The organism is Ciceribacter azotifigens (assembly GCF_048159625.1).
GTDB classification, from domain to species: domain Bacteria; phylum Pseudomonadota; class Alphaproteobacteria; order Rhizobiales; family Rhizobiaceae; genus Allorhizobium; species Allorhizobium azotifigens.
In genome coordinates this window covers 275,097-291,283 of sequence record NZ_JBLQTA010000005.1, presented here as the reverse complement: position 1 = coordinate 291,283, position 16,187 = coordinate 275,097, and the positions used below count along the sequence as shown (strand labels likewise).

General features: G+C 60.3%; 17 protein-coding genes, 1 tRNA gene and 1 pseudogene. 4 read left to right on the top strand and 15 right to left on the bottom strand.

The window, feature by feature from the left end:
- Positions 1-39: 39 nt before the first annotated feature.
- The 3 genes and pseudogenes from ACM6UT_RS10755 to bfr form a co-directional block, all read left to right on the top strand.
- Positions 40-2,052: pseudogene (locus ACM6UT_RS10755) on the top strand (helix-hairpin-helix domain-containing protein); the annotation flags it as partial.
- Positions 2,053-2,152: 100 nt separating this feature from the next.
- The gene (locus tag ACM6UT_RS10750; RefSeq protein ID WP_416797319.1) at positions 2,153-2,464 is read left to right on the top strand and encodes a (2Fe-2S)-binding protein; all 312 of its coding nucleotides are present in this window, start codon (positions 2,153-2,155) and stop codon (positions 2,462-2,464) included.
- Positions 2,430-2,915 carry a bacterioferritin gene (gene bfr / locus ACM6UT_RS10745; RefSeq protein ID WP_416797318.1) on the top strand — a complete coding sequence of 162 codons (486 nt, stop codon included), beginning with the start codon at positions 2,430-2,432 and terminating at the stop codon, positions 2,913-2,915. Before ACM6UT_RS10750 ends, bfr begins: the two co-directional genes overlap by 35 nt.
- 38 nt (positions 2,916-2,953) lie before the next feature.
- On the opposite strand, the gene ACM6UT_RS10740 is transcribed toward bfr, so the two are convergent.
- From ACM6UT_RS10740 to rplU, 14 genes are all read right to left on the bottom strand, one after another.
- A complete protein-coding gene (locus ACM6UT_RS10740; protein WP_416797317.1) occupies positions 2,954-3,481 on the bottom strand; it encodes an RNA pyrophosphohydrolase in 528 nt (175 codons plus the stop codon).
- Between the two features lie 15 nt (positions 3,482-3,496).
- Positions 3,497-4,678: a divergent polysaccharide deacetylase family protein gene (locus ACM6UT_RS10735; protein WP_416797316.1), complete on the bottom strand. Its 1,182-nt coding sequence runs from the start codon at positions 4,676-4,678 to the stop codon at positions 3,497-3,499.
- 64 nt (positions 4,679-4,742) lie between these two features.
- Positions 4,743-6,065 carry a S41 family peptidase gene (locus tag ACM6UT_RS10730; protein WP_416797315.1) on the bottom strand — a complete coding sequence of 441 codons (1,323 nt, stop codon included), beginning with the start codon at positions 6,063-6,065 and terminating at the stop codon, positions 4,743-4,745.
- Positions 6,055-7,494 (bottom strand): murein hydrolase activator EnvC family protein, encoded by a 1,440-nt coding sequence (locus tag ACM6UT_RS10725; protein WP_416797337.1) that lies wholly within the window; start codon positions 7,492-7,494, stop codon positions 6,055-6,057. The genes ACM6UT_RS10730 and ACM6UT_RS10725 overlap by 11 nt, the downstream gene beginning before the upstream one ends.
- Before the next feature lie 95 nt (positions 7,495-7,589).
- The gene (rlmH, locus tag ACM6UT_RS10720) at positions 7,590-8,072 is read right to left on the bottom strand and encodes a 23S rRNA (pseudouridine(1915)-N(3))-methyltransferase RlmH (RefSeq protein ID WP_416797314.1); all 483 of its coding nucleotides are present in this window, start codon (positions 8,070-8,072) and stop codon (positions 7,590-7,592) included.
- A gap of 95 nt (positions 8,073-8,167) precedes the next feature.
- Positions 8,168-8,653, bottom strand: coding sequence for a ribosome silencing factor (gene rsfS / locus ACM6UT_RS10715; RefSeq protein WP_416797313.1), 486 nt, complete (start codon positions 8,651-8,653; stop codon positions 8,168-8,170).
- Between the two features lie 36 nt (positions 8,654-8,689).
- Positions 8,690-9,277: a nicotinate-nucleotide adenylyltransferase gene (locus tag ACM6UT_RS10710; RefSeq protein ID WP_416797336.1), complete on the bottom strand. Its 588-nt coding sequence runs from the start codon at positions 9,275-9,277 to the stop codon at positions 8,690-8,692.
- A 37-nt stretch (positions 9,278-9,314) separates the two neighbouring features.
- The gene (locus ACM6UT_RS10705) at positions 9,315-10,598 is read right to left on the bottom strand and encodes a glutamate-5-semialdehyde dehydrogenase (RefSeq protein WP_416797312.1); all 1,284 of its coding nucleotides are present in this window, start codon (positions 10,596-10,598) and stop codon (positions 9,315-9,317) included.
- The gene (proB, locus tag ACM6UT_RS10700; protein ID WP_416797311.1) at positions 10,591-11,769 is read right to left on the bottom strand and encodes a glutamate 5-kinase; all 1,179 of its coding nucleotides are present in this window, start codon (positions 11,767-11,769) and stop codon (positions 10,591-10,593) included. Before proB ends, ACM6UT_RS10705 begins: the two co-directional genes overlap by 8 nt.
- Positions 11,766-12,833, bottom strand: a complete 1,068-nt coding sequence (gene obgE / locus ACM6UT_RS10695; protein WP_416797310.1) for a GTPase ObgE — start codon at positions 12,831-12,833, stop codon at positions 11,766-11,768. The genes proB and obgE overlap by 4 nt, the downstream gene beginning before the upstream one ends.
- A gap of 228 nt (positions 12,834-13,061) precedes the next feature.
- Positions 13,062-13,640: a GNAT family N-acetyltransferase gene (locus ACM6UT_RS10690; protein ID WP_416797309.1), complete on the bottom strand. Its 579-nt coding sequence runs from the start codon at positions 13,638-13,640 to the stop codon at positions 13,062-13,064.
- Entirely contained in the window at positions 13,637-14,272 is a 636-nt protein-coding gene (locus ACM6UT_RS10685) for a GNAT family N-acetyltransferase (protein WP_416797308.1), read from the bottom strand. Before ACM6UT_RS10685 ends, ACM6UT_RS10690 begins: the two co-directional genes overlap by 4 nt.
- A 140-nt stretch (positions 14,273-14,412) precedes the next feature.
- Positions 14,413-14,685, bottom strand: coding sequence for a 50S ribosomal protein L27 (gene rpmA / locus ACM6UT_RS10680; RefSeq protein ID WP_112690668.1), 273 nt, complete (start codon positions 14,683-14,685; stop codon positions 14,413-14,415).
- A 37-nt stretch (positions 14,686-14,722) separates the two neighbouring features.
- The gene (rplU, locus tag ACM6UT_RS10675; RefSeq protein ID WP_114362782.1) at positions 14,723-15,037 is read right to left on the bottom strand and encodes a 50S ribosomal protein L21; all 315 of its coding nucleotides are present in this window, start codon (positions 15,035-15,037) and stop codon (positions 14,723-14,725) included.
- A gap of 298 nt (positions 15,038-15,335) precedes the next feature.
- Between rplU and ACM6UT_RS10670 the strand changes: the two genes are divergently transcribed.
- Positions 15,336-15,425 (top strand) — tRNA-Ser (locus tag ACM6UT_RS10670).
- 309 nt (positions 15,426-15,734) lie between these two features.
- Here the strand turns inward: ACM6UT_RS10670 and ACM6UT_RS10665 are convergent.
- Positions 15,735-16,013, bottom strand: coding sequence for a hypothetical protein (locus ACM6UT_RS10665; protein ID WP_416797307.1), 279 nt, complete (start codon positions 16,011-16,013; stop codon positions 15,735-15,737).
- Positions 16,014-16,187: the final 174 nt, after the last annotated feature.

The window sequence follows — 16,187 nt, the reverse complement described above, 5'->3', positions numbered from 1 at the left end:
CCTATACTCAAATCCTGACGAGGGAGGAGCCGTCCACATCTGCAATCTGCACTCGCGAGCACTGTCTGGGGATGGTCGGCCGCCAATCTTTCCGAGCGCGAGGCCAAGTCGGCGGGTCTGGACATGAGCAATCTGACGACACAACGTGTCCTCGCCTATGCTTCCAAGCTCATCGGATTTCCGCGTCACCTGACCCAGCATGTCGGCGGCTTCGTCATCACGCGCGACAGGCTGGACGAGGTGGTCCCGATCATGAAAACGGCGATGGATGGCCGCTACATGGTTGAATGGGACAAGGATGACCTCGATACGCTCGGCATCCTCAAGATCGATATTCTGGCGCTTGGCATGCTGACGTGCCTTGCCAGAGCCTTCAAGCTTCTGGAAAGCCATTACGGCAAGCGTATCGCACTCGCCGATCTGTGCCGGGACCACCGGCCGGCGGTTTATGACATGATTTGCCGCGCTGACACGATTGGCGTTTTCCAAATCGAGAGTCGGGCCCAGATGAGCATGCTGCCCCGTCTCAGGCCGCTGGAATTCTATGATCTGGTGATCGAGGTGGCGATCGTCAGGCCCGGCCCCATTCAGGGCAACATGGTGCATCCCTATCTGAAACGGCGGGAAGACGAACGAGCCGGTCGACCGATCAGCTATCCCCGCCCGGAGCTCGTGCCGGTATTGAAACGAACGCTGGGCATTCCGCTCTTTCAGGAGCAGGTCATGCAGATCGCCATCACCGCTGCGGGCTTCACACCAGGTGAAGCGGACCGTCTCAGACGGGCGATGGCGACGTTCAAAAGAACAGGAACGATCCATACCTTCCGGAAGAAGATGGTCGAAGGCATGGTCAAGAATGGTTACGATACCGAGTTCGCCGAGAGTTGCTTCCGGCAGATCGAGGGTTTCGGCGAGTATGGCTTTCCGGAGAGCCATGCCGCCTCCTTTGCCCTTCTGGTCTATGCGTCCAGCTGGCTCAAGGCGTATTATCCAGATGTCTTCTGTGTTGCCATTCTCAATTCACAACCGATGGGATTCTACACTTCGGCGCAATTGGTGCGGGATGCACGGGAGCACGGGGTCGTGGTGCGGCCAGTCGATATCAACGAATCCGATTGGGATGCGACCTTGGAAGACGGAGCTTTCGAACGAGATTGCATCCATCCCCGACATGTTTCGATGCAAGACGTGATTCTGGCGCGGAAGGCGGTGCGGCTCGGATTCCGGCAGATCAAGGGACTGACGCGAAAGGATGTCGACCGGCTCCTCGCTTGCCGAGGCAACGGTTACGTTTCCGTCCGGGATCTCTGGTTGCGGACGGGGCTTCCCCGTTCCGTCATCGAACGGCTCGCTGACGCGGATGTCTTTCGCTCGATCAAGCTCGACCGCCGAGCTGCTTTGTGGGAGGCAAAGGCCATCGAGGAAGGACGCGCCGTTGAACATCTGCCGCTCTTTACCGATCATGGCGACCTTCAGTTGGAACCTGAAACGTCGCTTCCACAGATGCGAGACAGCGAGCAGGTGGTCAACGATTATCGCTATCTCTCTCTGTCCCTGAAGGCGCATCCCGTCTCCTTTCTCCGCGAGCAACTGGACGCACTCCAAATACGCCGATGCCGAGATTTGGAGATCGTGGAGAATGGACGGAAGACTACCATTTCCGGGCTGGTGCTGGTGCGCCAACGACCCGGCTCGGCGAACGGGATCATCTTCATGACCATCGAGGACGAGACCGGAATTGCCAATATCATTGTCTGGTCGAAGACTTTCGAGCGTTTCCGGCCGGAGGTCATGGGTGCCCGCTTCGTAAAGGTCCGCGGACGATTACAAAAGGCCGACGGAGTCATTCACGTGATCGCGGAGGAGATCGAGGATTGGTCATCCGCTCTTGGTCTTCTGGAAAGTGATTGCCATGACGGATCGGGCAATGTTGGCGCGACTTCCCGTTCTATTATCGAGCAGATGTTCAGGAAGTCCGAACCTCCAAGAGGCATGTACCCATCCGTCGGGTCCGCGCGGGACGCCATGCCGAAAGGCCGCAACTTCCATTGACTCACGTAGCGATCATCGTACGTGCCAGAAATTTTCTTGACACTAAATCTCTTCTTTAGCAAAAGGAAGGACGAGTACGAGTTCCCGGACAGGCCGCATCATGCTTGTTTGCAGCTGCAACTATATCACCGACACCGAAATCAAGGCCGTGATCAATCAGCTTCTTGATGAGGACTGCTGGCAGCTTATCGTGCCTGCAAAGGTCTATCATGCAATGGCCAAGCGGGGCCGTTGCTGCGGCTGTTTCCCGACGGTTGTCGATCTGATCATCAGCACAACCGAGGAATATCATGCCCGTCGTCACTCGACGCAGGCCGAGGTTGTTGATTTCATTACACGCCTGAAGACTTTCCACGAAGAAAGAAGGAGAGCGGACCTTGAAAGGCGACACAGGAGTCATCGAGCGGCTTAACGAAGCCCTCTTCCTCGAACTCGGTGCGGTCAATCAATATTGGCTTCACTACCGTCTTCTCGAAGACTGGGGCTACACGAAGCTCGCGAAAAAGGAGCGTGCGGAGTCCATCGAGGAAATGCATCATGCGGACAAGCTGGTGGCCCGCATCATTTTTCTCGAAGGTCATCCTAACCTCCAGTCGGTTGCGCCGTTACGGATCGGGCAAACCGTCAAGGAAGTTCTGGAGGCGGACCTTGCCGGCGAGTATGACGCCCGCACCTCCTACAAAAAGTCTCGTGATATCTGTCATCAGGCCGGCGATTACGTCACCATGGCGCTCTTCGAGGAGCTCCTTGCCGACGAGGAGGGCCATATCGACTTTCTCGAAACCCAGCTGGATCTCCTGAGCAAGCTCGGAGAGGAGCGCTACGGGCTCCTGAATTCGGATTCGGCCGACTCGGCGGAATGACGTCGAAAACGCCCGCATATCCATGCGGGCGTTTTCGCTCAGCCAGCCAGATGATGAAATTCCGCGATCACCTGGTCATAGACCGCTCGTTTGAAGGGAACGATCAGGTCCGGCAATTCGTCCATCGGCTTCCATGCCCATGCATCGAATTCCGGGTGATGACCGCCGGGGGGTGGGTTGATGGCAATCTCATGCTCATCTCCCTCGAAGCGGAAGGCGAACCACCGCTGCGTCTGACCCCGGTATTTTCCCTTGAGCGCGATGCCAATCAATTGCGGCGGCAGCTCGTAATTGATCCAGCGGCCGGCTTCCGCCAACAGGGACACCGATCTCATTCCGGTCTCCTCGTAGAGCTCTCGCACCGCGGCACTCAGGGCATCCTCTCCCTCGTCAATTCCGCCCTGGGGCATCTGCCAAAGCTTCGGGGAACCGTCAAACTCTGAATTCTCCGCCGGAATGCGACGTCCGACCCAGACCAATCCCTCTTGATTGAGAACCATGACTCCGACGCAGGGACGATAAGGCAGATCTTCGGCCTGGACTGTCCGTTCACTCGTATGAGACATATCGATCCTTCACGGCTAAGGGTTTTCCGCCAGCGCCGAGATCGCTACGATCTCGATGCCGCGACGTGATGCTTCTTCGCTCCACTGCCGAACGGCGTCAATCGTCTCGTCGAAGGCCGAGCCGACACCGGTTGCACTTCCCTTCCGCAGAGCGATGCGCTCCAGTTCGTCCAGACGGCGCAGGATCGCCTGCTGGTCGAGTTGCCCGTCGATCTGTACATCGGCGAACGCCTGAGGCATTCCCATCGCCTTCGCCATCTGACCGCTCAACGAGCGAGCGGACGATCCGTCGTCGAAAAACAGCAAGCCACGCTTACCGATATCACGCATTATAGGCTCAAGTGCATTGGCGTCCGCGAGGAACTTGCCGCCCATATAATTCATGATTCCCGTGTAGTTGGTGATGCTTGCCATTGCCTCATGAAGATTGGCGATGTTGGTGTCCGGTCTGGCGGTCGTCAGAAGCGTACCGGGTCCCGGGTCGTTGCTCGGGTAATCGAAAGGCTCAAGGGGGACCTGTAGCAGAATTTCGTGGCCGTCCCGCCGTGCCTCCTGCATCCAGCGCTGGAGACTGTTGCCCGTCGCCGCAAATGCAAGCGTAATCTCTCCCGGAAGCTCGCGAATGGCTCGCTGCGTGCCCGTCTGGCTGAGTCCCAGGCCTCCGACGACGATGGTGATTCGCGTGCCCCTGGCACCTGACCATGGCCGTGCATACTGATCAATTGGCCGGAGCCCGTCAGGTCCGACTGTCGGCAGCCGGCCCTGGGGACTGTCCTCGAGAAGGAGTTCATTCGGCGTTCCCGCCATGCGCGGATCCTGCCCGACGCGCGGGGTATCGATCAACAATGGTCCGCTGTTACCGCGCGCCTTCGGACTGTACTTTGTGACAATCGTTCCGTTGTCAGTCACCGTCCGCTCCACATTGGCGCCAGCCGCCGGTCGGGTTGCCGCCAACCCGGCGCCACCCGGTACCTGCTCCGCGATCTCGCCTGCCGCATCTTGGCCGGGGGCTGCGGAAGACTGCAGGCTCGGCGTTGAACCGCGCAGCGGCAGCGGCGTCAGGGCGGAAAATAGAGAGAGACCAAGAATAACCGAGGCACCCGAGAAACTTCCAATTGCTCGCCAAGAAACGCCAATTGCCTTGCGGGGACGGCGCTTCTCGCCCTGTCCCAGCGGTTTGTGCAGGTCAGCCCCCAATGTCTTCTTCCGTCCCCTCATGCGGCAGAAAAACGGGCGCCGGAGTTTTCCGGCGCCCGCTCATTTACTTGGCAACGACCGCCTTTTCGGGATCTGCCGGGAAGGACGGGTCCGTCTTATTGCCCCGCAGCAGGTCCAGAGCATAGTTCAGCTGAACGTCGTCCTTCGCTTCCGGCGGCACATAGGCAAAGGAACCGGAACCTTCGTTGGTCTCGTTCTGTCCCTGGATATGACCAGGCAGAGCCGATTCACCTTCCGCCCGCACGCGTCCCTTCAGATCTTCCGGCAGGGGCTGCTCGACCTTGATATCGGGTTCGATACCGGTGCCCTGGATCGACTTACCCGACGGCGTGTAATAGAGCGCCGTCGTCAGGCGCAAGGCACCCTTCTCGCCCATCGGAATGATCGTCTGCACGGAACCCTTGCCGAACGAGCGGGTTCCAAGAACGGTGGCACGCTTCAGATCCTGCAGGGCACCGGCCACGATCTCCGACGCCGATGCAGAACCGCCGTTCACCAGTACGATGACCGGCTTGCCGTCGGTCAGGTCGCCTGCGCTGGCATTGAAGCGGCGCGTATCGTCTGCGTTGCGACTGCGCGTGGAGACCACTTCTCCTTTTTCGAGGAATGCGTCGGAGACGTAGATCGCCTGATCCAGAAGACCGCCGGGGTTCAGTCGAAGGTCGAGAACATAGCCCTTCAGCTTGTCGGCCGGGACTTCCTTCTTGATTTTCGTGATCGCCGCTTCGAGGTCGTCATACGTCTTCTCCGTAAAGGAGATCACCCGAAGATAGCCGACGTCTCCTTCGACGCGCGACTTGACCGCCTTGACCGCGATGATCTCGCGCACGATGTTGAACTCGAGAGGCTTGTCGGCGCCCTTGCGCAAGACCGTCAGCTTGATGGGCGTATTGACCGCGCCCCGCATCTTTTCGACGGCTTCTTCAAGCTTCAAACCACGCACCGGTTCGCCGTTGATCTCGGAGATCAGATCGCCGGCCAGAATGCCGGCGCGGGCGCCCGGCGTGTCGTCGATCGGCGTGATGACCTTTACGAGCTCATCTTCCATGGTGACTTCGATACCAATGCCGCCGAACTCACCCTTGGTCTGGGTCTGCATATCGGCCGCATCCTTGGCATTCATGTAGCTCGAATGTGGATCGAGCGAACTCAGCATGCCGTTGATGGCGTTTTCGACCAGCTTTTCTTCGTCCGGCGGCGTCACGTATTGCGCGCGGACGCGCTCGAAGACGTCGCCGAAAATCGCCAGTTCCTTGTAGGTGGAGGGTCCGGCGGCCTGCGCGGGAACACCTGCCGAGTAAATGACGCCCATCGCCGTCGCGCCCATCAACGCGCCGACGAGAAGAAGTGAAACCCTACGTACCATTCTGTGCCTTTCCAGAGTCCTGACCAGTCCACCAGGGACGGGAATCAACAGGTTTTCCGTCTTTCCTGAATTCAATGTAAAGCGTCGGGCGATCGGTTTCCAGCGTCAATGCCGTGGCGCTCGCCAGTCTCTTCTCGCCCATCGTTCCGATGGGCTCGCCGGAGAGAACGAACTTGCCTTGACTGGTACTGACCTCGTCCATCCCGGAGAGGACGACATGATAACCGTCGCCCGTATTCAGAATGATCATCTGTCCGTAGCTTCTGAACTCGCCGGCAAACACGACCCAACCGTCCGACGGCGCCGTCACCAACGATCCCGAGGCTGCAGCGATCGTCACGCCCATTGCCGTATGGCCGGTCCCGTCCGGATCGCCGAAACGGCGCAGGATTTCCCCCGCCACAGGCAGCTCCAACTTGCCCTTCAGTTCGGAGAACGGATATGCCGGGGCAATACGGTTTTTGTCGGGCAGGCTTTCAGCGAGCTCTCGCGCCTTTTGACGCTGTTCCTCCGTTTGCGCGCGGCGACGTTCCTCCTCCTGTTTTGCCTTCTCGGCGGCTTCGCGGACGGACGTGATCTCGCCCTCGAGAGAGGCGATGAGCTGTTCGAGATTGGAGGCCTGCTCAGCCAATTGTTCGGAACGCTGGCGTTCCGTCGCCAGTTCGTCTGCGCGGGAGCGCGAGAGCCGTTCGTTCGCGATCAGGAGCAAGTCCATCCGGCGCTCCTCCTCCTGTCGGCTTGCCATGGTGGTAACAAGCGCTTCCTTTTCCGCACCGATTTTTGTCTTCAGATCCGCCAGCTCCTGCAGATCTGCCGCCAGTTCCTCCGTTTCCTTGCGGATGCCCGGAACGACGGCGCCGAGGAGGATCGCGGTTCGCACCGAGGCAAGGGCATCTTCCGGACTGACGAGTAGGGCGGGGGGCGGATTCCGCCCCATTCGCTGCAAGGCTGCCAGCACTTCGGCGAGGACCGCGCGCCGCTCGCGGAACGAGCGACGGATTTCGTCTTCCCGAACACCAAACCCGGCGAGCTTCGCCTCACTGTCGTTGATCTTTTTCTCCAGCTCCTTGCGCCGCTCGGCAGATTCGATCAATGCGGATCGCAAGTCCACCGCATCCTTCTTGAGCGCGGCAATGTCTGTTTCAAGCTCGGCAGCTTTCTCTTCAGAGAGATGGATGGTCCGGGAGAGGTCCTGCAACTCCCGGCTGACCTCGTCTCGCTTCTGACGCAGGACAAGGTCGGGTGCAGTTTCCGACGCGCTGCCGCTAGGTGAAGAAGAGGCCTTTCCACCCGCGTCCTGAGCGAGTGCGCGACCGTCATCGTGGATGGGGAATAGGGCAAGGACCAACGCGACGACACAGGCCGGGAGAAGCGCGTAACGGCTTCCGGCCGGGTCGACAGCGGCAGACTCTGTCTGGACTCTGTGCAGCAAATCGCTTTCCCGATGTTGCCGCGAAAATAAGCTGATTTGGTCGGATGCGCAAAGGCGCAACTGCAATCGGACTTTGCGTCCGCAGGCAGCGTTCATGCCCGGTGGTAGGGGTGACCGGAAAGGATCGTTACCGCACGGTAGAGTTGCTCCGCGATGAGGATACGCACGAGCTGATGCGGCCAGGTCATACGGCCGAGATTGAGAACGGCGCCGGCCTTCCCGTGAAGATCAGGATCGACGCCATCGGCTCCGCCGATCAGGATCACCAGATCTCGCTGGCCGCGATCTCGATACGTCCCAAGCAAATCTGCGAATTGCTCGCTGTCGAGCGCCTTTCCGTGCTCATCGAGTACGACCAACAACGACCCGGCCGGCATCGCCTTGATGAGCTCTGCGGCTTCCTCGCGCTTGCGCGTCGCGGCGTTCGACGCACGACTTTCAGCGATCTCCACGGTCCGGGCGAACTCAAGTCCGGTAGCGGGACCTGCTTTGGCAAAGCGCTCGATATAACGGGAAGCAAGTTCCTTTTCCGGGCCGGCCTTCAGTCGCCCGACGGCAAAGATGCCAATGCGCATGTCCCTATTCCATTGATTGGCCACAAGGACCAGTAGTGGCAACCTTGGCCGTTGCCACTTCAATCGGCACAGCGGATACCGGTGTTATCCGTCTGTTAGTGCAGCTTGCCTTCCTCCATCTCCGGAGCCGCCCACATCTTCTCGATGTTGTAGAACTCACGGATTTCCGGACGGAAGACGTGTACGATGACATCACCAGCGTCGATGAGCACCCAGTCACCCGTGTCGAGCCCTTCCACGCGGGGGCTACCGAAGCCCTCGTCCTTCAGGTCCGAAATGAGATGCTCGCAGATCGCGACGACATGTCGGGTCGAACGCCCGGAGGCGATGACCATGTAATCGCCGAGTGCCGACTTTCCGGCAATGTTGATGGTGACGATGTCTTCTGCTTTCGAGTCCTCGAGACTTGCGAGGACCTGCTCGAGAGCGCGGGCCACGGCAAATGCGCCACGTTCCGTGCTCTTTGGGACGACAACCGGTGTGCGTCCCTTGGTATGTACTGTTGTCAGAGTCTTTCCTTTCCTTGAAGAACAGCACGTTGCTCTCTGCCAGACTCGGCAGATACCCTCAAAAGGTGGCATCAAATCTGCGATCTTTCAAGGGTCGTGCTGCAAATGCTATCCCTCGGCCGCTTCTCGCAGCGCTGTGGAACTGAGAGAAGAGCGTGGTCCATGAATGAACGTCCAGGCTGGCGGCAATTTCTTCCAGAGCACTGCGGCGTCGTCCTCGTCGATGCGCGCGCGGGAAAAAGTCCGGGCCATCTTCGAGGAGAGATAGGAAAGCGTCGCTCCCGGGCGGTCGATCACGGCGATCGGGAAGGTCGTTGCGATTCGGCGCCAATGCTGCCAGCGGTGAAAGCTCTTCAGATTGTCCGCGCCCATGATCCAGACAAAGTCTACTTGCGGATTGCGACGCTTTACAAAACTCAACGTCTCCGCCGTGTAGGACGTCCCGAGTGTCTGCTCGAACGCGGTAACCTTGATGCGGGGATCCCGCACCAGTGCCTCGCAGAGTTCCAGCCGGTGGCTCAACGGGGGGAGAGCACTGCGGCTCTTCAGGGGATTGCCGGGCGTGACGATCCACCACAATTGGTCGAGACCGAGGCGCCGAAGCGCGATTTCCGCCACCAACAGATGACCTTCGTGCGGGGGATTGAACGATCCGCCGAACAGTCCGACGACCATGCCACGCTCCACGTGTGGCATGAACCGGTAGCGATGGGCGATCGCCTCTTCTCGCACGTCAGGGCCTGACTTGTCCGGTGCCGTGAACCCGGTACTTAAACGACGTCAGCTGTTCGACGCCGACGGGACCTCGAGCGTGCATCTTTCCGGTGGCAATCCCGATTTCCGCTCCCATCCCGAACTCGCCGCCGTCGGCAAACTGCGTGGACGCGTTATGCAGGAGGATCGCGGAGTCAACTTCGTTGAAGAACCGCTCAACAGCCTTCGGATCTTCAGCGACAATGGCCTCCGTATGATTGGATGAATTGCGGGCGATATGCTCTATCGCACCAGACACGCCGTCCACGAGTGTGACCGCGATCACGGCGTCGAGATATTCCGTTCGCCAGTCCTCCTCCGTTGCCGGCATCGCAGTCGGAAATAGAGCTCTCACCTCCGGTGAGGCGCGAAGCTCGCAGCCGGCCTGTGCCAACGTTTCCAGAATCGGAACCAGGTGCGTGCCGGCGGCGGCGCGGTCGACCAGAAGGGTCTCGGCGGCGCCACAGACACCGGTACGTCGCATTTTCGCGTTGAGCACGATCTTCCTGGCCATTTCCAGATCGGCGGAGCGATCGACGTAAACGTGGCAGAGACCTTCCAGATGTGCGAACACGGGTACGCGGGCTTCCGACTGGACCCGCGCGACCAAGTTCTTGCCACCCCGCGGTACGATGACGTCAATGGATCCTCCGAGGCCGGCGAGCATGGCCCCGACGGCCGCGCGGTCGGTTACCGGCACCAGCTGGATCGCGTCCTCCGGAAGGCCCGCCGATCGGAGGCCCTCCACAAGGCAGGCATGGATGGCACGCGAGGAATGGGCTGAGTCAGAGCCTCCCCGGAGGATAACGGCATTGCCGGCCTTGAGGCAGAGCGCTCCGGCATCGGCCGTGACGTTCGGGCGGCTTTCATAAATGACGCCGATGACGCCGAGGGGCGTGCGTACGCGCTCGATATGAAGGCCGTTGGGGCGATCCCATGCGGCAATGACCTCGCCCACGGGATCCGTGAGCGCCGCGACTTCACGTATACCCTGGGCGATCGCTGCGACCCGGCCGGCATCAAGCGTCAAGCGATCCATGAAGGAACCTGTCAGGCCCGAAGCCTTGCCATTCTCGACATCGATGGCGTTGGCGGCGAGAATCAGCTCCGTGCTGTCGACGACTGCCTGCGCCATGGCGTGCAGTGCGCGGTTCTTCTGTTCGGTCGTCGCAATTGCAAGCGGCCGGGCTGCCGCTCTGGCGCGAGAACCGATATCGAGCATCAGCGCTTGAATGTCGTCAGAAGTGGCAACTGCATCAAGCATTGGCTTTGTCCTTGTTCTTCGCGGAGACGTCAGCCTTCTTGCGTGCGGCATCAGTCATCACGAGATCGTCGCGGTGGATCATCGCGGCACGCCCGGCATAGCCGAGGATCTCCTCGATCTCGCCGGACTTTCTGCCCGCGATCTTGCGAGCCTCGTCAGCGTCGTAGGATACCAGCCCGCGAGCGATCTCTCGGCCCTGTTCTCCGATGACGCTTACAGTGTCGCCACGGCTGAACTGGCCGACCACCTCTCTTACGCCTGCCGGCAGAAGGCTTTTGCCGGCGCGCAGTGCGGCTTGCGCTCCGGCATCGACATGGAGTTCGCCCGCAGCTTGCAATTGTCCCGCGATCCAAGTCTTACGCGCCGTCACGGGGGCCGGGGACGGGGCGAACCACGAGTGGCGCGCGCCTTGGACGATCCCGCGGATCGGATTGTCGGTCTTGCCGGACGCGATGATCATCGCACAACCCGCCGCAGTGGCGATCTTGCCTGCATCGATCTTCGTACGCATGCCGCCTCGCGAGAGTTCCGAGGCGGCGCCACCGGCCATCGCTTCGATCTCAGGTGTAATCTCGGCAACGGTTTCGAGAAAGAGCGCATTCGCGTCGAGATGCGGTGGTGCTGTGTAGAGGCCGTCGATATCGGAGAGCAGGATCAGGAGATCGGCGCCTGCCATGGTGGCAACGCGTGCGGCCAACCGGTCGTTGTCGCCGTAGCGAATTTCGGTGGTCGCAACCGTGTCGTTCTCGTTGATGATCGGTACCGCACCGATTTTCAGAAGCTGATTGATGGTGGCGCGGGCGTTGAGATAGCGCCGTCGTTCCTCTGTGTCACCGAGCGTCAACAGGATCTGGCCGGCGACGATCGAGAAGTGCGACAGGCTCTCCGACCATGCGCGTGCGAGAGAAATCTGTCCCACGGCTGCGGCCGCCTGGCTTTCCTCAAGCTTCAGCGCGCCAGACGGCAGGTCGAGAACGGTTCGGCCGAGCGCAATCGCACCGGAAGAGACGACGAGTACGTCCACTCCCTTCGCCTTCAGATCGGCGATGTCCTGGCAAATCGCGTCGAGCCATGAGGATTTGAGCCCGCTCTTGCGGTCGACGAGCAAAGCCGAGCCGATCTTGATGACGACACGGCGGTAGTGCGACAGGGATCTTTCGCCGGTTGTCATTGATCGTCGTCCTCGGCCACCTCGTCGTGTTCACGCTTCTTGTGGGGACGCTCGGGGATTTCCGCTTCGGACTCGCTGTCGCCCGTGACGACGTCACGCAGGGCGCGTAGTGCCTCAGTCATCCCCTTGCCCGTCACCGCCGAAAGCAGCAATGGCGTCTTGCCCGAGGCGCGCTTGAGTGCTGCCGCCTTCTTCTTCAACTCCGCATCGTCGAGCACGTCGATCTGCGAAAGCGCGACAATCTCCTGTTTCTCGACAAGGCCGCCGCCATAGGCTTCGAGCTCGTGTTTCACTGTCTTGTAAGCCTTGCTGACGTTCTCTTCCTGCGCCGACACGAGATGCAGGAGGACGCGGGTACGTTCGACGTGGCCGAGGAAGCGGTCGCCGATGCCGACGCCCTCATGCGCGCCCTCGATCAGGCCCGGAATGTCGGCGAGGACGAATTCCCGTCCGTCGACGGTTGCCACACCGAGGTTCGGATGAAGCGTTGTGAACGGATAGTTGGCAATCTTCGGCCGTGCGCGGGTGCAGGTCGCCAGGAATGTGGATTTGCCGGCGTTCGGAAGTCCCACAAGGCCGACGTCGGCGATGAGCTTCAACCGCAACCAGACTGTCTTTTCCTCACCCTCGAGACCCGGATTGGCCCAGTTGGGGGCCTGATTGGTCGACGACTTAAAGTGCGCGTTGCCGAATCCGCCATTGCCGCCGGCGGCCAGCCGGAAGCGCTGGCCTTCGCGCACCATGTCGACGATCAGCGTCTCGTTGTCTTCCTCGAAGATCTGCGTTCCGACCGGCACTTTCAGGGTAACGTCGCCGCCATTGGCGCCGGTCCGGTTGCGGCCCATGCCGTGCTGGCCGGTCTTCGCCTTGAAATGCTGCTGGAAACGGAAGTCGATCAGCGTGTTGAGACCGTTGACGGCTTCCACCCAGACGTCGCCGCCACGGCCGCCATCGCCGCCATCGGGGCCGCCGAACTCGATGAACTTCTCACGTCGGAAAGAAACGCTGCCGGCACCGCCGTCACCGGATCGAATGTAGACTTTTGCTTCGTCGAGAAATTTCATCGCACTGCCATGGATCAACTGTCGGAATGGGCGGATTTTGCGGGCCATCGATATAGGCCGTTTGTCCGAAGGTCAAAGAGTATCGCGAACTTCGCGACTTACAACATTCAGTTTGGCATCGTCGTCGGCATGAAATTCGATCCGTCCGGAAAGGCATGATCGTTTTCTGCTTTGGCTTGATATTGCCGGACGGCCCCGACCGTCCGGCAACGGCTTCTGTCGGCCAGTCTACAGGCATGCCGGACGACGGAAACTCGCCGGGACAAGCCTGGTTTCGATATGGGGTGTCATTGCTCCCCGTGCGCGGCCGTAGAGGTTATCACAGCGCATGATCGAGAAGCCGAGCTTCTCCTGAATTTTGAGCGATGCCGTGTTGTCCGCGAACGCACCGGAATGGATGATCGCCTCGGGCATGCGTCGATAGAAGCGATCAATCCCGGCCGCGGCCGCCTCGCTCATTATGCCTCTTCCCCAGAAGTAACGGTTCAGCCAGTAGCCGAGATGCCATCGCCCGTTTCTAAGCTCGATGGCAACCGCCCCGATATGGACGTCGTCGCCCGTGGTGATGGCGAATGACCAGTCCGGTGTCGCAATGGCACCGGTGCGGTTCAGCCAGTCGGTGGCGTCTTGCAGGTCGAACGGCACGGGGACCCGCGCCAGCATGCGTGCGACCTGAAAATCGCCAAGGGATTCGGCAATCGCGGGGGCATCACTCATCTTGTGCGGGCGCAGCACCAGTTGCCCGGTACGAACGACCGGGCAGGGTCCGGGAAGCGAGGACGCTTCTCTGCGGAGCAGCGCGTTCATCGCATCTCTCCCCAGCTCTTCAGAGACATCCAGGTCTTCCGATCCAGCCGGTACCACTCGACCGGCACCATGCCGCCGAGCGCAAGGCTGCCGACCATCCCGGATCCCTGGAACTGGAAGCCGCACTTCTGGATTACGCGCCGGGATGGGATGTTCGTCACGCGGCAGCGGGCGTCGATGAAACGGATCTCACGGGTACGGAATGCCATGTCGATGAGCGCATGTGCTGCCTCGGTCGCATAACCCTGGTTCCAATAAGGCTGGCCGAGCCAGTAGCCGATCTCCAGTGTCTCGGGATCGCTTTGATGCGGCTCCAGTCCGCAGCAGCCCAGGAAGGCGCCGTTCTCCGCCTTCGTAATCGCGTAGACGCACTTGCCGATCTCGCCGAGATTGGAGCGTCGCACGAAGTCGGCGGCGTCTTTTGCCGTGTAGGGATGAGGCATCCGCGACACCATGGTCGCGACGGCGGCGTTGTTGGCGAGATGGGAAAGGGCGTCGATGTCTTCTTCGTGGGGCGCGCGCATGACGAGCCTCTGCGACAACAGGACAGGGCAATCGCTCCTTAAACGATCCGGCCTCAGCCGGTCCTTGGGCGACCGGTACTGGTCGTCCCGTAACAGCTCACTTTGCATGGTTCAGTCCTCCTTCGAGTAAAAAAAGCGCAAAAGAAAAGGGGAGTTGGGTGGCGCCCCATCTCCCCTTCTGGCTTTTTCTGAACCTGCTAAGTCCAGCCGGGTCGATGCGACGCCGGCTGTTTTAGAGCGTTACCGGCTTATTCCGCTGCTTCTGCCGTTTTCGGCATGACCGACACGTACACGCGGCCATTGGCCTTCGTACGGTAGGCGACATTACCGGCGGCGAGTGCAAAGAGGGTATGGTCCTTGCCCATGCCGACGTTGGCGCCGGGATGCCACTGCGTGCCGCGCTGACGAACGATAATGTTGCCCGGAATAACGACTTCGCCGCCGAACTTCTTCACGCCAAGGCGCTTGGATTCGGAATCGCGACCGTTGCGCGAGGAACCGCCAGCTTTTTTGTGTGCCATTGGACTTCTCCTTTAAACCTTAAGTACCCGTGAACCGTTAAGCCGCAACGATGTCCGTGATGCGGACGACCGTGTGGTGCTGGCGATGGCCGCGCGAACGCTTGGAGTTCTGGCGACGGCGCTTCTTGAAGGCGATGACCTTCTTGCCGCGATTATGCTCAACAACTTCCGCCTTGACGCTGGCGCCCTTCACGAAGGGAGCGCCGATCTTGGCGTCGGCGCCTTCGCCGATCACGAGGACTTCGGTGAATTCGATCTTGTCGCCAGCGGCGGCTTCCAGCTTTTCGATGGTCAGCACGTCATTGGCTGCAACGCGGTACTGCTTACCGCCGGTCTTGATGACTGCGAACATTTTTTATCCTTTCATGTTCGTTCCGGCTCTGCCCCTGCGGGACGGCCGTCTTTTTGCCAGTCGGATGGAGCAGGCTTGTTCGGCTCACGAAGAACCGTTCATACCTGCCGGCGAACTCTGCCCAAAGGGCAGAGAAATCAAGGCGCAGTTAGCCCATGCCTAATTCACCGTCCGCATACGTGAGGCGCAAAAAACTGTCAAGACAAAAGCTTTGGGTGATTTGATATTCACCCTTGTCAGGCCGGACTTTCGTCGCTATGAGACAGCCCGCGCACAAATCGCGCCGACCAATGTGACCGGAGAGGTGGCTGAGTGGTCGAAAGCACCGCACTCGAAATGCGGCATACGGGCAACCGTATCGTGGGTTCGAATCCCACCCTCTCCGCCAACCGTTTCCCCATAACAGATTGATTTATCTTGTAGTTCTCGGTTCTGGCGGATCATTGGTCCTAGCGGTGGTCCTATTTTCGCCGTTCGCTATCGCTCGATAGGACCAAAGATTTTTTTTCGATCAGCATTCGCAATGGGGCGCTCGGTCTGCCTGATGACCTCAAGGCGGTGCTCGGCGACGGTCATGGGATTGCCTCGGTCAGGCGACGCGCGCCACGTAGGCGCGCGTCTGAGCGTTTCCGGCTATCGCAGGGCGGCGAAGGCGCAAAGCCCGCCAGCGGCCCGCTATGGCCGGAAGGAAGGCGGCCTACGTCTCAACACGCACGCGGGGCATGTCGAGGCCGAACCGGCGGGCGGCACGCATCATCGCCCACCACTGATCGAGCGTCAGGACGACATCTTCCGCCGTCTTGAACCCGCCGCGCAAGCGAGCCTGCGCGATCATGAAGCGCCTACGGTCGCGGGGAAGGAGCCGGGCTTGTAGCTCGGCCGAGGCTGCAATCTTCTCGAAGCTGACGAAGGCAGTCTCATTGCCTTCGGTGCGGACTTCGAGGAAGGCAGGGATCGTGATCTTTCGCGTGGTCATGGTTTGAGGCTCCTATCGGTTGAACGAAGAAAGCCGTGCCGCGCCGATCCACGCCGCATCCTCGAAAGGATGACCTCGCCGCCAGCTTGCGGATGCCGGGCGAGGATTTTCGCAATCGTACCTATCAGACGGCTGAAAAAGTCAAGGGCGCTCGCCGCAAGAAAAGCAGCGGGG

Coding starts and splice junctions, on each gene's coding strand:
- proB (WP_416797311.1), bottom strand. CDS start 11,769: ATGACAACCGGCGAAAGATCCCTGTCGCACTACCGCCGTGTCGTCATC.
- ACM6UT_RS10685 (WP_416797308.1), bottom strand. CDS start 14,272: ATGCAAAGTGAGCTGTTACGGGACGACCAGTACCGGTCGCCCAAGGAC.
- ACM6UT_RS10740 (WP_416797317.1), bottom strand. CDS start 3,481: ATGTCTCATACGAGTGAACGGACAGTCCAGGCCGAAGATCTGCCTTAT.
- rsfS (WP_416797313.1), bottom strand. CDS start 8,653: ATGCCACCTTTTGAGGGTATCTGCCGAGTCTGGCAGAGAGCAACGTGC.
- ACM6UT_RS10665 (WP_416797307.1), bottom strand. CDS start 16,013: ATGACCACGCGAAAGATCACGATCCCTGCCTTCCTCGAAGTCCGCACC.
- ACM6UT_RS10705 (WP_416797312.1), bottom strand. CDS start 10,598: ATGCTTGATGCAGTTGCCACTTCTGACGACATTCAAGCGCTGATGCTC.
- ACM6UT_RS10750 (WP_416797319.1), top strand. CDS start 2,153: ATGCTTGTTTGCAGCTGCAACTATATCACCGACACCGAAATCAAGGCC.
- obgE (WP_416797310.1), bottom strand. CDS start 12,833: ATGAAATTTCTCGACGAAGCAAAAGTCTACATTCGATCCGGTGACGGC.
- ACM6UT_RS10710 (WP_416797336.1), bottom strand. CDS start 9,277: ATGCCACACGTGGAGCGTGGCATGGTCGTCGGACTGTTCGGCGGATCG.
- rlmH (WP_416797314.1), bottom strand. CDS start 8,072: ATGCGCATTGGCATCTTTGCCGTCGGGCGACTGAAGGCCGGCCCGGAA.
- ACM6UT_RS10690 (WP_416797309.1), bottom strand. CDS start 13,640: ATGAACGCGCTGCTCCGCAGAGAAGCGTCCTCGCTTCCCGGACCCTGC.
- ACM6UT_RS10730 (WP_416797315.1), bottom strand. CDS start 6,065: ATGGTACGTAGGGTTTCACTTCTTCTCGTCGGCGCGTTGATGGGCGCG.
- rpmA (WP_112690668.1), bottom strand. CDS start 14,685: ATGGCACACAAAAAAGCTGGCGGTTCCTCGCGCAACGGTCGCGATTCC.
- rplU (WP_114362782.1), bottom strand. CDS start 15,037: ATGTTCGCAGTCATCAAGACCGGCGGTAAGCAGTACCGCGTTGCAGCC.